Source organism: Inquilinus sp. KBS0705 (assembly GCA_005938025.2).
In the GTDB taxonomy this organism is placed as follows: domain Bacteria; phylum Bacteroidota; class Bacteroidia; order Sphingobacteriales; family Sphingobacteriaceae; genus Mucilaginibacter.
Genome location: VCCI02000004.1, coordinates 73,569 through 89,363, shown reverse-complemented (window position 1 = coordinate 89,363; position 15,795 = coordinate 73,569). Strand labels below are relative to the sequence as shown.

At 42.3% G+C, this 15,795-nt stretch carries 14 protein-coding genes; 7 read left to right on the top strand and 7 right to left on the bottom strand.

Annotated elements, in window-relative coordinates:
- Positions 1–4 precede the first annotated feature (4 nt).
- The 3 genes from FFF34_017030 to FFF34_017020 form a co-directional block, all read right to left on the bottom strand.
- Positions 5–3,214, bottom strand: a complete 3,210-nt coding sequence (locus FFF34_017030; protein TSD63302.1) for an efflux RND transporter permease subunit — start codon at positions 3,212–3,214, stop codon at positions 5–7.
- Positions 3,215–3,326: 112 nt separating this feature from the next.
- The gene (locus tag FFF34_017025) at positions 3,327–4,463 is read right to left on the bottom strand and encodes an efflux RND transporter periplasmic adaptor subunit (GenBank protein ID TSD63301.1); all 1,137 of its coding nucleotides are present in this window, start codon (positions 4,461–4,463) and stop codon (positions 3,327–3,329) included.
- Between the two features lie 296 nt (positions 4,464–4,759).
- Positions 4,760–5,362: a TetR/AcrR family transcriptional regulator gene (locus FFF34_017020; GenBank protein TSD63300.1), complete on the bottom strand. Its 603-nt coding sequence runs from the start codon at positions 5,360–5,362 to the stop codon at positions 4,760–4,762.
- A gap of 156 nt (positions 5,363–5,518) precedes the next feature.
- On the opposite strand from FFF34_017020, the gene FFF34_017015 reads away from it, so the two are divergent.
- The 3 genes from FFF34_017015 to FFF34_017005 all read left to right on the top strand — a co-directional run bounded on the left by FFF34_017015 (position 5,519) and on the right by FFF34_017005 (position 7,933).
- Positions 5,519–6,280, top strand: a complete 762-nt coding sequence (locus FFF34_017015) for a DUF72 domain-containing protein (GenBank protein TSD63299.1) — start codon at positions 5,519–5,521, stop codon at positions 6,278–6,280.
- A gap of 252 nt (positions 6,281–6,532) precedes the next feature.
- Entirely contained in the window at positions 6,533–7,444 is a 912-nt protein-coding gene (locus tag FFF34_017010) for a diguanylate cyclase (protein ID TSD63521.1), read from the top strand.
- Between the two features lie 90 nt (positions 7,445–7,534).
- Entirely contained in the window at positions 7,535–7,933 is a 399-nt protein-coding gene (locus tag FFF34_017005; GenBank protein TSD63298.1) for a hypothetical protein, read from the top strand.
- Positions 7,934–7,998: 65 nt separating this feature from the next.
- On the opposite strand, the gene FFF34_017000 is transcribed toward FFF34_017005, so the two are convergent.
- Positions 7,999–8,739, bottom strand: a complete 741-nt coding sequence (locus FFF34_017000) for an SDR family oxidoreductase (GenBank protein ID TSD63297.1) — start codon at positions 8,737–8,739, stop codon at positions 7,999–8,001.
- Positions 8,740–8,816: 77 nt separating this feature from the next.
- On the bottom strand, positions 8,817–9,404 hold the full coding sequence (locus FFF34_016995) for a TetR/AcrR family transcriptional regulator (GenBank protein TSD63296.1): 588 nt from the start codon (positions 9,402–9,404) through the stop codon (positions 8,817–8,819).
- A 281-nt stretch (positions 9,405–9,685) separates the two neighbouring features.
- Here FFF34_016995 and FFF34_016990 point away from each other — a divergent pair, with 281 nt between their 5' ends.
- From FFF34_016990 to FFF34_016980, 3 genes are all read left to right on the top strand, one after another.
- Positions 9,686–12,460 (top strand): TonB-dependent receptor, encoded by a 2,775-nt coding sequence (locus FFF34_016990; protein ID TSD63295.1) that lies wholly within the window; start codon positions 9,686–9,688, stop codon positions 12,458–12,460.
- A gap of 118 nt (positions 12,461–12,578) precedes the next feature.
- Entirely contained in the window at positions 12,579–13,565 is a 987-nt protein-coding gene (locus tag FFF34_016985) for an aldo/keto reductase (GenBank protein TSD63294.1), read from the top strand.
- Positions 13,566–13,571: 6 nt separating this feature from the next.
- Positions 13,572–13,955: a hypothetical protein gene (locus tag FFF34_016980; GenBank protein TSD63293.1), complete on the top strand. Its 384-nt coding sequence runs from the start codon at positions 13,572–13,574 to the stop codon at positions 13,953–13,955.
- 74 nt (positions 13,956–14,029) lie between these two features.
- On the opposite strand, the gene FFF34_016975 is transcribed toward FFF34_016980, so the two are convergent.
- A complete protein-coding gene (locus FFF34_016975) occupies positions 14,030–14,212 on the bottom strand; it encodes a hypothetical protein (GenBank protein ID TSD63292.1) in 183 nt (60 codons plus the stop codon).
- Positions 14,213–14,526: 314 nt separating this feature from the next.
- Between FFF34_016975 and FFF34_016970 the strand changes: the two genes are divergently transcribed.
- Positions 14,527–14,751 carry a DUF4287 domain-containing protein gene (locus FFF34_016970; GenBank protein ID TSD63291.1) on the top strand — a complete coding sequence of 75 codons (225 nt, stop codon included), beginning with the start codon at positions 14,527–14,529 and terminating at the stop codon, positions 14,749–14,751.
- Positions 14,752–14,758: 7 nt separating this feature from the next.
- Here the strand turns inward: FFF34_016970 and FFF34_016965 are convergent, their stop codons facing one another.
- On the bottom strand, positions 14,759–15,754 hold the full coding sequence (locus FFF34_016965) for a hypothetical protein (GenBank protein TSD63290.1): 996 nt from the start codon (positions 15,752–15,754) through the stop codon (positions 14,759–14,761).
- Between the last annotated feature and the right edge of the window lie 41 nt (positions 15,755–15,795).

Genomic DNA, 15,795 nt, shown 5'->3' with positions numbered 1-15,795 from the left:
AAAATTAAGCCGAATATTCGTTTTGCAGTTCAGCTTCTGACTTATCATGCCCCTGTGCCGGTTTATCCAGGTGCCTTAATATAGGTGCACCTGTTATCTTTTCCTGCAAGTGCTGGAATATCACAAACAGCACCGGTATAATAAACAAGCCCAATAATACCCCCGATACCATACCACCTGCGGCACCAATACTAATAGAGTGATTACCTTGTGCCGATGGGCCGGTAGCAATGCTCATAGGGAACAAACCGAACACAAAGGCCATAGATGTCATGATAATTGGGCGAAGCCTTAGCTTGGCAGCCTCTAATGCTGAGTCGATTAACCCGTAACCGGCCTTGCGGCGTTGTACGGCAAATTCGATGATCAGGATGGCGTTTTTAGCTAATAAACCTATCAGCATTATTAATGCAACCTGTACGTAAATGTTGTTTTCGATACCGGTTAAACCTAATACCACAAACACACCAAATATACCTGTAGGGATAGACAGGATAACGGCTAATGGTAGTATATAACTTTCGTACTGTGCTGACAGCAAAAAGTATACAAACACCAAACAAAGCATAAACACAATGGCCGATTGTCCGCCTGATGATATCTCTTCGCGGGTTTGGCCCGAGAACTCGTAGGCAAAGCCCGATGGTAACTGCTCTTTGGCTGTTTCCTGTATAGCTTTAATGGCATCGCCTGAGCTATAACCCGGTTTAGGAATAGCGTTGATTTGTATTGAGTTGAACAAGTTATAACGTGAAGCCGTTTCGGAACCATATACACGGGTTAATTTTACCAGTGTGTTGATAGGCACCATTTCGCCTGTTTTGTTTTTTACAAATACACGGTCGATAGATGCAGGGTCGGTACGGTCGGCAATATCAGCTTGTACCACAACACGATAGTATTTACCAAAGCGGTTGAAGTCTGACGCTTGCGCGCTACCAAAGTAAGCCTGCATGGTTTGTAAAATGTCTTTCACATTTACGCCTAACTGGTTAGCTTTTTCGTCGTCAACTTCTAATTGCAGTTGCGGGTAATCAGCTTTAAATGAGGTAAATGCAAAGGCGATGGCCGGTTTGGTCATCAATTTGCCTATAAACTCGTTGGCTACGCCGCTAAATTTATCCAGCTTGCCACCGGTTTTATCCTGTAAAACAAGGTCTAAGGCCTCTACGTTACTGAAGCCCGGTACAGTTGGAAAGCTGAATACAAAGAAGCTTGCGCCGGTTACAGCACCTAATTCGCCGCGAATAATGTTTTGTATAGCGTTGATATCCTTTACCTGGCCACGGTCTTCATTCGGTTTTAACAACACAAACACAACAGCGGCAGATGGGCTGTTAGAGTTGGTTAACAAGTTGAAGCCAGAGATAGCGGTAACAAACCTTGCAGACGGTAATGCCCTTAATTTGGCTTCGGCTGTGTTCAGTATTTTGGTGGTACCATCTAACGAAGTACCCGATGGGGTAGATACCGAGATAGCCACAAAACCCTGATCTTCTGTTGGGATGAAGCCTGATTTGGTGGTACTTACCAAATAAATAGTAGCGGCGGTTATTAAAGCTAAACCACCCATGCTTATCCATTTGTTTTTGATCAGGAACTTTACACCACCAATATATCTGCTGGTAATAGCACTAAAGCTGCTGTTAAAACCCGCGTTAAATTTTTCGGTAAAGCTTTTCTTTTTAACTACTTCGCCCTCTGTATTGGTGTGGTTGCTTTTTAGGAACAAAGCAGCCAGCGCCGGGCTTAATGTTAAAGCGTTGATAGCCGATATAACAATAGCTATCGACATGGTAAAGGCGAACTGCCTGTAAAAGATACCTGTAGATCCGCTCATGAAACCAACAGGTAAAAACACCGCTGCCATTACCAGGGTAATTGATATAATGGCACCTGTAATTTCTTTCATGGCCTTTGTAGTGGCCTCTTTTGGCCCAAGGTGATCATTTTCCATTTTGGCATGCACTGCCTCAACCACCACAATAGCATCATCTACCACAATACCAATGGCAAGCACCAGCGCAAACATGGTTAACAGGTTAATGCTAAAACCAAATATGTTCATGAAAAAGAAAGTGCCCAAAATAGCCACCGGAACGGCAATAGCAGGGATAAGCGTCGACCTGAAATCTTGCAGGAAGATGAACACCACAATGAATACCAGCACAAAAGCCTCTATCAGCGTGTGCTGCACCTGCGATATCGATTCATCTAAAGCTGTTTTGGTACGATAAAACTGGTTCCATTTAATACCGGCAGGGAAATCTTTGGCTGCCTTTTCCATCACCTTATCTACCGCTAACTGAATTTCGTTGGCATTTGAACCGGCTAATTGTATCAAACCGATACCAATACCATCTTTACCATTTAGGTGGGTAGCGCTGGTATAAGAGTAGGCACCCAGTTCAACACGGGCAACATCCCTTAAGTGCAGTACAGATCCATCTGCATTTGCACGGATAGCAATGTTGTCGTATTCTTCGGGTTTGGTTAGTTTACCTTTATATTTAATAACGTATTCAAAAACCTCGTTGCTGCGCTCGCCTAATTTACCGGGGGCGGCTTCTAAGTTTTTATCTTGTATGGCTGCCATTACCTCGGCAGGGGTAATTTTGTAGGTAGCCATTTGTGTTGGGTTTAACCAAACACGCATCGAGTAATCTTTAACACCACCAAATATTACGGCCGAACCAATGCCCGGTATACGTTTAATTTCGGGGATGATATTGATCTGCGCGTAGTTGGCAACAAACGTTTGATCGTACTTTTTAGGGTCCTCGGTATAAATACCTACGGCACCTATTAAACTGTTTTGTTGTTTAACAGTAGTAATACCTTGTTGTACCACTTCTGCCGGTAACTGGCTTGTGGCCTGTGTAACACGGTTTTGTACGTTTACGGCAGCCTGGTCGGGGTTGGTACCCTGTTTAAAGTATACTGTTATGGCTAACGATCCATCGTTACTTGCGGTCGAGCTCATGTAGCTCATGTTCTCAACACCGTTTATTGATTCTTCTAACGATGGTGCAACCGAGCGAAGCACGGTTTCGGCATTAGCGCCGGGGTATACAGCAGTTACCAATACTGCCGGCGGGGCAATATCCGGGAACATCTGTAAGGGCAATTTGGTTAAGCCCAGTACGCCCACTATCACCAACAGTATGGAGATAACGGTTGATAGTACCGGCCTTTCTATGAATTTTTGAAACATGACTTTTGAGGTTATAGAGGCAACATTCAAGACACAAGAGACAAGCCGAAAATCGACTGTCGCTACGCTATCTTTATTCTTGACTCCTGGTTCTTGAATCTTTAAGAGATAATTAGTTTTTTACCACTGCGGCGGCTTTATCAGCTTGTTTTTGCGGTGCTATTACGGTACCTTCCTGTAAGTGGTCAATACCGCTTAATACTATCTGGTCGCCGGCTTTAAGGCCATCATTAACCAGGTAGTTGGTACCACTTTTACCTACTATGCCAATAGGTACTTTTTTTACTTTATTGCTATCGGCCAATGCAAAAACAAATACTTTATCCTGCATCTCAATAGTGGCCGACTCAGGTACTATTAACGCGTTAGTATGTTGCAGACTTAGGCGCACTTTACCGGTATTGCCCGATCTTAATAAGCCCAAAGGGTTAGCAAAGCTTGCCCTTACGGTAATAGCGCCGGTAGTTTTATCAAACTGGCCGTCTATCATGTCTATCTTTCCTTGCGTTTTGTATTCGCTGTTGTCTGCCAATAGTAACGATACCGCTGGCAGGTTTTTAATTTTATCCTGTAGGCTGGTGCCGGGGTATTGTTCCTTAAAGTTTACAAAGTCCTTTTCGCCTAACGAGAAATAAACATGTACGTTATGCACATCAGATAGTTGGGTTAAAGCTTCTGCATCTTGTGGAGAAACAAGGCTACCTTGTTTTTTTAGCAAGCGGCCAATATAACCGCTAACCGGCGCCTTAATTAAGGTGTAACCTAAATTGATCTGTGCTGTTGATACATTTGCCTTAGCCGATTCGATGTTAGCTTTTGCCACCTGGTACGTTGCTTTGGCTGATTTTAACTGGTAGTCTGATACTACTTTATTAGTAACCAATGGGGTAAGTTTATCAATCTCTAACTGTGCGTTGCCTGCTGCTGCTTCTGCCGCATGTAAGCTGGCCAATGCATTGTTTAATGCTGCGCGGTAGGGTTGGTCGTTTATTTTGAATATGGGCTGGCCCGCGCTAACAAACGCGCCTTCGTCAACAAAAACTTTGTCTAAAGCGCCGCTTACCTGCGGGCGAACTTCTACATTAACGGTACCTTCTATTGATGCAGGGTAATCCTGGTAGGTAGTTTGGGTGCCCGATGTTACGCTGGCTACAGGTAACGATGGCGGCGGCGGTGCCTGCGCCGTTTGCGGCTGCGATGAGCAGCTGAATAATGATATAGCTATAATAGCTGCAAGGATAATTTTCATGATGATGAGTTTTAAAGGTGATCGGTCGGGGTTTAGGGTCTCCCGGATACTGTTTATATATATGGAGTTAGTAGTTTTCATTTTATTATTTATTGTGTGTTATATTGTAATACTTGTAATTTGTGAGTTATTATTAAGCTAATTTTTACAATATTTAATATTGTTAGGATATTTAACACTGTTAAGTTGTAATGGTGGAGTTAGATAAATTGCTTTCATGATATATAGTATTAATGTTGTGCTTGTTATTTAACATCGTTAAATTATTTAACGATGTAGCTTTTGTATTAAAAAAATTAAGGGGTGATCGACCTAATTATACCGGTGATGGCATCTCTTAATACCTGCTTATTTATATCATCGGTATTGCCCCTGTTAAGCAGGTTGATAGAAACCAGCCCGTGCACTACGCTCCAAAAAGTGTAGTACTTGGTACAAATAACTTCCGATTCCATATCTGATATGTTCATCAATTGGCCAATAACACCGGTAAACTGATCCCATGGCAAATCGGCTTCGGGTAAGCTGTTAACCAGTTCGCAGCAACAGTTGGTGCTTACACCAAACATTACCTGGTAAAGCTGTTTATTAGCAAAAGCAAAATTCCAATAAGCCAGCCACATGGCTTCCAGTTGTTTGGCCGGCAGGCGGTGATGGCTTTTAGCTTCCTCTAAGTCTTTTGATAACAATAAAAAGCCCTTGCGGGTAAGCTCTAATAAAATTGCTTCCTTATTTGCGAAGTACTCGTATATAATAGGAGCGGTGTATTCAATTACATCGGCAATTTTGCGCATGCTTAAAGCCTGCCATCCTTCTTCCTTCACAATTTGAAGCGCAGCATCCAGGATGTTTATCCTGGTTTCTTCTTTCAAACGTAATATCCTGTCTTTACTTGCCATTTTTGTAGGGTGTAAATTAATTTAACACCGTTAAGCAAATGTACAGCGATAAATTAAATTTAATGTACATCGAAATGTCACAAATGTTAGTTATGCGTTACTTATTGTCAAATCAATTGCTCAAATGCGGTGTTTACAAGTATATAATACCATTGTATGACAATTGATGAGCCAATAAAATTCTATTCGGGCACCAGCGGGTTGGTGTTGCCTGTGCCCAACAAGCAATTATACCCGCCCGAATACCAGGAAAAAAGCCGGCTTTGTTATTATGCATCGTTGTTTAACAGTATCGAGGTAAACAGCTCGTTTTATAAAATACCGCAAGCTAAAACTGTAAATAAATGGGCGCTTGATGTACCCGAGGGGTTTAAGTTTACTTATAAGCTTTGGCGCGACATCACCCATAACAAAGAGCTTCAATTTAACCCTGCCGATGTGGACCGCTTTATGCAAGTGATAAATGCTGCCGGTGATAAAAAAGGCAGCCTGCTTATACAATTGCCGCCAGGTACAGGCATAGCCACCCGCATGCAATTACAAAAGCTTTTAGAGACCATACGCCAGGCCGATGTTGAAAACAGTTGGGATGTGGCAGTAGAGTTTAGAAACAAAAGCTGGTATGCCGATGATATTTACCGCTTGTTAGATGATTATAATGCAGTGATGGTGATACAGGACATGCCAAAATCCATCACACCAATCATAGACCAGGAAGCCGATTTTGTTTACCTGCGTTTTCATGGGCCAAACGGTGGTTACCGCGGCAGCTACACCGATGCCTTTTTATACGAGTATGCTCAATACATCATTGATTATATACATGATGGCAAAACCGTTTATGCCTATTTTAATAATACAATGGGCGATGCCATTAATAACCTGATAACACTAAATGACTTTATTATCCAAACATAGACAACCGTTTTTATAAGCTTAAAGCATTGTTTTTGCTTATAGCTATAATTATTACGCAAAAATCATTTTAATAGCAGTCAATTAAACATTTATCATTCCAAATGTAATTTATTGCTTAAATTGTGTGTTAAGCAGTAGACCCACTTTATCAAAACGGCTATGAAGAAAAAAAACGGGAAGGAAGATTCGGCCGTTCTTGCAAATGGCGCCGCCATTAAACAAGATGAACGCGAGCAAAGGGCAACCGAATTAATGATAGCCGATAAGGAACGTGCCAACCAAAACCGGGAAAACGAGAAAATTGCAGCTGAACTAATTATTGCTAATAAGAAACTTGCTTACCAGTATCGGGAAAAAGAAGCCCGTGCTGCCGAACTGATCATAGCCAATAAGGAACTTGTTTTTCAAAATCAGCAAAAAGAGGAGCGCGCAGCCGAACTGATTATTGCTAATATGGAGCTGCTTTTTCAAAATGGAGAAAAAGAAAAACGAGCCGCCGAACTGATAATAGCTAATAAAGAACTTGCTTTTCAAAACAAAGAAAAAGAGAAGCGTGCTGCCGAACTATTACTTGCCAATAAGGAACTTATTGAATTATATTTTGAAAAAAATAAGCGAGCGGCCGAATTGATCATCGCTAATAAAGAGCTGGCTTTTCAGAACACCGAAAAAGGAAATAGGGCTGCAGAGCTGGCTGTTGCTAATGACGAACTTGCTTTTCAGAATACCGAAAAAGAGAACCGAGCCTCGGAACTGGCAATAGCCAATACCGAACTTAAATATCAAAATACCGAAAAAGAGAACCGTGCAGCAGAGTTAAGCGTAGCCAATACTGAATTACACTTTCAAAACCAAGAAAAGGAAAAGCGCGCCGAAGAACTATCAAAAGCCTATATTAAAATTAAGAAAGCAGAAGATGTATTAAAAAATTATATTAAAGGCTTAGAGCAAATGATGTTTATTACCCACCATAGGGTAAGGCAGCCTATAGCCAACATTTTGGGTTTGTCTTGTGTATTAGAGCAGTATATAAAAGCACCGGCCACCCTTAAAAAGCTGGTAAGTTACATGGAAACATCCGCGCTTGACCTGGATAGCTTTACTAAAGAACTTACCTTATATGTAGCAAGCATGGATAAAACCGGAAAGGACAATAAGCTATAATTGTAACAAATTAACTACAGATTGAATTTAAGCAAATACGGGTTAAACCATGGCTGGTTTTTCAGGGTCATACCATCAAATTTAAAAAAAATGAAAAAATTAATTTTGATGATAATGATGGTGGCCGGGCTTGGAGCAATGGCTAACGCACAAACCAAGGCACACAAAACGCCAGAGCAAAAGGCACAGCACATGACCCAAGTGCTGCAGAAGAAGTTAGACCTTACTGCCGATCAATCGGTAAAGGTGAATGCTATTTTACTGACTAAAGCAGTACAGATGGATAGCCTTAAACAAAACAGATCAACCGACCGTAAGGCAAACCGCCAGGCTCGCAGAGCTGTGCTAACCAACCTTGACGGACAATTGAAAGCTGTTTTAACTGCCGACCAGCAAACTAAATATGCTGAGCTAAAAGCGCAAATGAAGGATAGAATGAAACACAAAAGAGGTGATAAAGTAAAAACACCTGCCCAAGGATTATTTTAGCCGATACGAAAAAAAGCCGCCATCGATATTATCGGGGCGGCTTTTGCATTTACAGGCTTATTTAATTACCAGGGTAATTCCTCGCCTAAGTGTATAAAACGGCCGTTGGGGCCATCCTCGCCAATTAAAGCCAGTTCAACGCTGGTTTTAGCGCCGTCAACAATTTCCATAGGGGCGGCATCGCTGCCCAGGTCGGTTTTAACCCAGCCCGGATGAGCCGAGTTTACTTTAATGTTGGTGCCTTCCAGTTCAACAGCCAGGTGGTTAGTGAAAACGTTTAAAGCTGTTTTTGAAGCGTTATAAGCCAACCTTTTCATAGAAGCTATAGGACTATCGGGCTGCGAGTGTAAGGTAAGCGACCCTAATATGCTTGATAAGTTTACAATACGGCCTGCGTCACTTTTCTTGATTAATGGTAGCAGCTCGTTTGTTAAATATACCAGGCTAAACAAATTAATGCCAAATACGTATTCAAATTCATCGGCAGTGGTGGCAACCGTTTTGTTTTCAAATAACGATGCTCCCTTTGATGATACGCCAGCGTTGTTTATTAGTATATCTAAGCGGCCAAATTGTTCCTCTATTTGTTTGGCAGCAGCTTTACGGTCGGCATCGTTAGTTACATCCAGTTGTATACCATAGGCATCAATGCCTTGTTGCTTTAGTTTATCGGCAGCTTCGTTTGCTGCGCTTAGCTGGCGTGCACCTAAAATTACAGTTACACCTTGTTCTCCTAATTGTTTAGCGGTTTCAAATCCTAATCCGCGGTTGGCTCCGGTTATCAGAGCGATCTTTTGAGTTTTCATTTTTTATTGTTGTTATTATTTTGTTTGTGAATTATATTATAGACCTATCGGTCTTTTCTTGTGTCATAAAAAAAGGCTTATACAACCTGGTTTTCAATTTCTCTTTTAAGTGATTTTGTAATAATTGCCATAAAGTCATCATTGCCAATAACGCGCGATATCATGGTGCCGCCTTCCATCATGGCAAATACTCTAATAGCAAATTCTTTGGCATCCCAATCAGCTTTAAATTCGCCATTGGCTATACCGGTGCTTATAATACACTTTATCAATTCTATCGAACCCTCAATGTTGGCCTTTATTTTTTGCCTGATAACCGGGTTGGTATCATCAGCCTCCATGCCAAAATTCATCATGGGGCAGCCGCCCTGTAAATGGCATTGGTTTGGCTTGCTCCAAAAGTCGACAAAGGCAAACAGCTTATCTTTTTGAGTAGCCGCTTTACTTAGGGCCAGCGTTAATTTATCGGCCAGCAGGTTTAAACTGTAATCAACCACGGCGTACGATAATTCTTCCTTGCTTTCAAAATGGCCGTATAACCCGCCTTTAGCCATTTTAGTGGCTTCCATAATATCGCTCATGGCAGTCCCCGCAACACCTTTGGTGTTAAACAAGGGGGCGGCTTGCTCTATTATAAACTGGCGTGTTCTTTCTGCTTTTGTCATGCCCTTTCGGTTTGATGGATCAAATATAGACCGTTCGGTCTATATTATGCAAATGTTATTTTATATTAAATGCTATTTGTGGTACTGGCATGACAATAATTGTGTTTTTGACAAATAAGCCATGCCCGAAATAATATTATTAAAAAGGCGGGTTAATTTACTTAACACTTAAATTGTCATTTAAAATTTATCAACTAAAAATGATTTTAACTGATAATTATTCAATAATTGTTATCTTACGTTGAGATTTAAACAAGTTTCATCCCCTTAAATACCCCCATATGAAGAAAAATCTACTCTTTATCATCGCGTTATTATTTGCTATTACACAAATAGTATCGGCACAAACCAGTACGGTAACAGGTACCGTTACTGATGCATCAACCAGCTTGCCCATGCCGGGCGTAAGTGTGCGCATAAAAGGCGGCACAGTAGGTTCAAGCACTAACGCCAAAGGCGAATACTCGTTATCGGCGCCTGCAACTGCCGACCTGGTGTTTACTTATACAGGTTATAAAGCCTTAACGGTAAGCATTGGCGGCCGCAGCACAATTGATGTAACGCTAAGCAGCGACGTTAACCAACTGAACGAAGTAGTTGCCATAGGTACCCGGTCGGCAGGGCGTGTAAAGCTGGAAACAGCCGTACCGGTTGATGTGGTGAACATTGGCAAAGCGGCCACCACAACCGGCCGTTTAGATCTGACTGATATACTAAACTATTCTGCACCATCATTCAACTACAACAAACAATCAGGATCTGACGGTGCCGACCACGTAGAACTGGGTACGCTGCGAGGCTTAGGCCCCGACCAAACCCTGGTATTAATAAATGGCAAACGCCGCCACAGCACGGCCTTTGTATCGGTATTTGGTACACGTGGCCGTGGTAATTCCGGTGTCGACTTAAGTTCGATACCAACCGCGTCTATCGACAGGATAGAGATATTGCGCGACGGTGCATCGGCCCAATATGGTTCGGATGCTATTGCGGGTGTTATCAACCTGGTATTAAAAAAGAACACAGGGGAGTTTACCGCCAACGTAGGCTACTCGGGTTATTACGATCCTACTTATAATTCTGGCAAAAGCGTAGTATCGGGCTATTATCCGCATGGCGGCGCTATTGATGGTAACGGTATTACCATTGATGCCAATTACGGCCTGCCCGTTGGTAAAAACGGTGGCTTTTTAAATCTTACAGGCGATTATGCCAAAAACGGTAAAACCTACCGCCAAACGCACGATACCACTACATCAAACCCTAACGCCTTACCTATAAACCCCTACAGGCGCGCCAATGGCGATGGCTCATCAAAGAGCGGTACCATATTTTTTAATAACGAGATACCACTTGCCGGCACACGCACTACGTTTTACAGCTTTGGCGGTTATTCTTATAAAGCCGGTGATGCCTATGCCTTTACCCGTAATTTTTCGGGCAGGCCCGAGCGTTTCCCAACTACAGCCAGTGGCGACCTGATACCTGTTAGCGGCATCATATTTGGCGACCCAAGCGGCGACTCGTACTATAACCCGCATATACAAACCCACAATACCGATATCGCTTTGGCAACAGGCTTAAAAGGCACCATGGGCAATGACTGGGATTGGGACCTGAGCAATAACATTGGTACTAACAAGTTTCACTTTTTTGGCGATAAAACTTTTAATGCCTCGTTAGGCCCCGATAAAACACATTTTGATGATGGCGGGTCGGAGTTTTTACAAAATACTACCAACCTAAACTTTAATAAACACTTCCCTAAAGCGGCCCAAGGCTTTAACCTTGGCTTTGGCGGCGAGTACCGCTACGAGCGTTATAAAATATTTGCCGGCGAGGAGGCATCCTACAAAAACTACGACCCTGCAGGTGTAAAAGCAGCGGGATCGCAGGGCTTCCCGGGTTACCAGCCTGCCGATGAGGTGAATGCTAACCGATCGGTTTTAGGTGCTTTTGTTGATCTGGAGCTGGATGTTACCAAACAATGGCTGGTAGACTTTGCCAACCGTTACGAACATTACAGTGATTTTGGATCGAGCTTTACCAGTAAGTTTGCCACCCGCTATAAAATAGCCAGCAACTTTAATGTTCGTGGATCATTGGGTACGGGTTTCCGTGCGCCATCGCTGCAACAGATCAATTACAGTAACACCTTTACCAATGTGCAGGGTACTGTAATATCCGAAGTGAAGATTGCGCCAAACTATAGCACTATAACCAAAGCAGCGGGTATACCTAACTTAAAGCAGGAGCGCTCAAAAAATGCCGGCTTAGGCTTTACCTTTAAACCCATTCCCGGCTTAAGCTTTACGTTAGATGGATATGTAATATATGTAACAGATAGGGTGGTGCTTTCGGGCCAGTTCAGCGCGTCAGATCCAACGCTTGATCCGGCCTTTACCGGCGCTTTAAACAGCCTGCATGTAAGCTCGGCACAGTTTTTTGCCAACGCGGTTAATACCATTAACAAAGGTTTGGATGTAGTAATAGACTACAACAAAAACGTTGGCGATAACCGCTACCGTTTGCTGTTTACCGGCAACTTCCAAAAAATGACCATTGATAAGGTAAATTATCCGCCAATATTAGGTAAAACAGCTGCACTGCGCGAAACCTTTTTAAGCTCGCGCGAGCGGAAGTTTATCCTGGCATCTGCACCGCCGCAAAAATTTGCGCTTAACCCCGAGTTTGGCCATAAAAGCTTTACCGTTGGTGCCCGTTTTACCTACTTTGGTAAAATAGACCTATTAGGTTATGGCGATGGCAGCACGCTTACCCCAACCGTACCAACCGACGACGGCAGCGCGCAGTTAGCCGATGAGTACCTGTACAGCGGTAAAGCAACCAGCGATATTTACTTTGCTTATCGTTTAAACAAAGCAACACGCGTATCAATAGGTGCCGATAACGTGTTTAACGTACACCCCGACCTTGCTTATGTAGTTGGTGCTAAAGGTTACGCATATAATAACGAGCCTTCGGGCCCGAGTGATGCCGTGCAAATGGGTGGCAACGGACGCCGTTTCTTTGTGCGCCTGGGCTTTAACTTCTAAAACTAAACTAACCCTATATCACAAAGCCGTCCGCTGTTTCAGCGGGCGGCTTTTTTGTTGGATAAAAATTTTTAAATCAGATGTATAACATCAGTTACGCAACCCTTATACTTGTATAATGAAATACAGAACTTTGGGGAAAACAGGGGTGCAGCTTTCGGCCGTGGGCCTGGGCTGTATGGGCATGAGCCATGCTTATGGCGAACCGGATGATGCGGAATCTATAGCTACCTTAAATAAGGCTATTGAATTGGGTATTAACTTTTGGGATACCGCCGATGTATACGGCAATGGCCAAAACGAAAAGTTGGTGTCGCAGGTATTAAAACCCAACCGCGATAAGATATTTTTAGCAACCAAATTTGGTTTCAGGGCCGATAGTAGCGGCAGGCTTACTACTTTTGATGGGTCGCCAGCCTATATGAAAACCGCGGTTGAGGCCAGCCTTAAACGCCTGCAAACAGATGTAATAGACCTTTATTATGCCCACCGTATAGACCCAAACGTACCTGTTGAAGAAACTGTTGGTGCCATGGCCGACCTGGTGAAAGAGGGTAAGGTAAAATACATAGGCCTTTCAGAGGCATCGCCAAACAGCATACGCCGCGCTAATGCGGTACACCCAATAGCCGCCCTGCAAAGCGAATACTCGTTACTCACCCGCGATGTGGAAAGCGAAATACTGCCGCTATGTAACGAGTTGGGCATATCGCTGGTGCCGTTTAGTCCGCTGGCAAGGGGCCTTATCACTAATAAACTTAATGTAAGCGAGCTAAAAGAAGGGGATTTCCGCAAGTCGTTGCCGCGATACCAGCAAGATCATGCCGAAAATAACCTGCTGCTGGCACAGGGCTTTGAAGCTATTGCCAATAGCATAGGCTGCAGCCCGGCGCAACTGGCCATAGCCTGGGTATTGGAGCAGGGTGATAATATTATCCCTATCCCCGGCACCAAAAAGCGTAAATACCTGCAAGAGAATGCCGACAGTGTTGATGTAGAATTATCGGCCCAAAACCTGCAGCAAATAGAAGAACTGCTGCAAAAGTACCCCAATATCGGCGAGCGTTACAATGAGAGTAACCGCAAATTTGTAGATAAAAACTAACCCGAAATGAAAATATTTAACCTGTTTTTTTGTGTGCTGTTTGTGTTTTTTGCCGCACTGCAGTACAACGACCCCGACCCTTACGTGTGGATGCCTATTTATTTATATAGCGCCGCGCTATGCTATATGGCATCGCAAAAAAGGTTTTATCCCAAAGCTTACCTGGCAGGCATAATTGTATATGCGGCCTATGCAGCTTATTTGTTTTATGACCGCACAGGTGTGTTAGACTGGATGAAAGAGCACCATGCCGAAAGCATGGTACAAACCATGAAGGCCGAAAAACCATGGATAGAAGAGTCGAGAGAGTTTTTTGGCCTGGTGATATTAATAGTGGTAATTGCTATTAACTGGATATACGGGAGCAGGTTAGTCAAAGCAAAAAAATAAACAATGCTTGAAATGTAAAAAGCCGCCCTGTTAAACAGAGCGGCTTTTTGTGGTTAACCCGAGGTTATAAATTACTAATTATGGGCGTGCCAGGTAATTCTTTCCAGTTTACCGTTTTCGTTAACAGCATATTCAGAATCGTGTGTGTCAGTATTTACTTTTAATTCTGCTTTATGTTTGGGTTTGCGTTTTGGGTAGGCCAGGGGTAATATGATCAGTGCTAACATGACAATTACCTCAAAAAATTCTAATAACATGTTGGTTACAATTAATATACAATATTTATAATTATTAAACAGCTAAAAGAGTGCCGAAAATTGCGCCTTTATATGTAATGTGTGTTTAAATAGTTTAAACACAGATATTTATTTTTAGGTGCGGGTTTCTGTTAGCGTTTACCACTCCAAAATGGGAAGGTTTTTTTCAAAATAAGACGGCATGGTCATACAAATTGTTACGCCGGCTTTGTATATACGTATGGGTTTTTAGGTTAGTTTTTTATAATTATGGCAAATAATGGCTTTAATAAACATTTATTTATGCAAATTTGATAAAAAATATTCATTTGAACATGTCTTTCCAGGGATATTTAAAAACCATAAAAGATAAAACAGGCAAAACTGCCGCAGGCTTTATGCAGCTTGCCCAAGAAAAGAACTTTACGCAAAACGGCGAATTAAGGGTAAAAGCAGGCGACATTGTACAATGGCTAAAAACCGATTTTGATTTAGGCCACGGCCATGCTATGGCTATTTATGCCTTGCTAAAGGGTATAAAAAATGAGGATAGTGAGTAAGGATAAGTTACAGCTTTTCGCGCATATCATAATGATACACGTTTTTTGTAGCCGAAGGCAATTCATGATAAGCGGCAAAGACTAAAAACTTGCGGTCTTTATTTATACCCGGCATTAACTCATAAACCGCTTTTTTAACTTCCTCTTTTTCCTTTTTTAGGGCCTCGGTATTTTTAAGGTCTATTTTGGTTTGGTAGCTTACCATCGGCAAAGTACCATCGTCTGTCACAGTGTTATATATGCCCAATAGCAGGGGTTGTGTACTTACTTTACGCAATGATATTGGCAGCAGGTATTTATCATTTACTTCGTTACCTACTTTAGTGGCAAAGTTTTCCAGCTCATACTCATCATCATATAGCCATGTTTTGGCCGGCCTTTCGCAAGTAACAGCCTGGGTCATTAAGTTTGATGCCGAAACCAGGTATCCTTTTTCGTAGTGTTGTTGTGCAAGGGCTAAAAGTTCGGGAGCGGTTTTACCGTTTACAGTGTAAGCATCCAAATCTAACCCGCTTAGTTTCCAGCCATAATTGTAGTGAGTATAATAGGCGGTCACTAAAAATTTATTAGGTACGTTTTTGTTTACCGGCAGGTACATAATTATATACATTTCCTGCGCCGCTGAGGGGTAAACCAGCTTGTGGTTATTAATACCCTCGTTATCAATATCTATAGTATCCTTACCCATATACTTGTTTACCACAAAGTATTCATTCACTACTTTAAAGCTATCCATGCCCATTTCGTGGCTTACCCGGCCTGCTATGGTAGTAGTGGTGTTATTCTCTATCATTTCTTTAGACAATACTGATTCGAGGTTTTTTTGATCGTTGGCCTTGATATAATTAAACGTTTGAGTGTTTAATTTGTGCAAGTCATCTTTTATACTGCCTTTTATCTGGTCGTTTTTCCAAACGCCAATTTCGTTGCTGCAGCTTTGCAGCGTAGTGGCAAGTAAAACAATGCAGGTAAGTTTAAATAATAAGGTAAGGTTAGGTTTCATAATGGGTACTAATATAATTAATTTGAGAATATCTAATACTT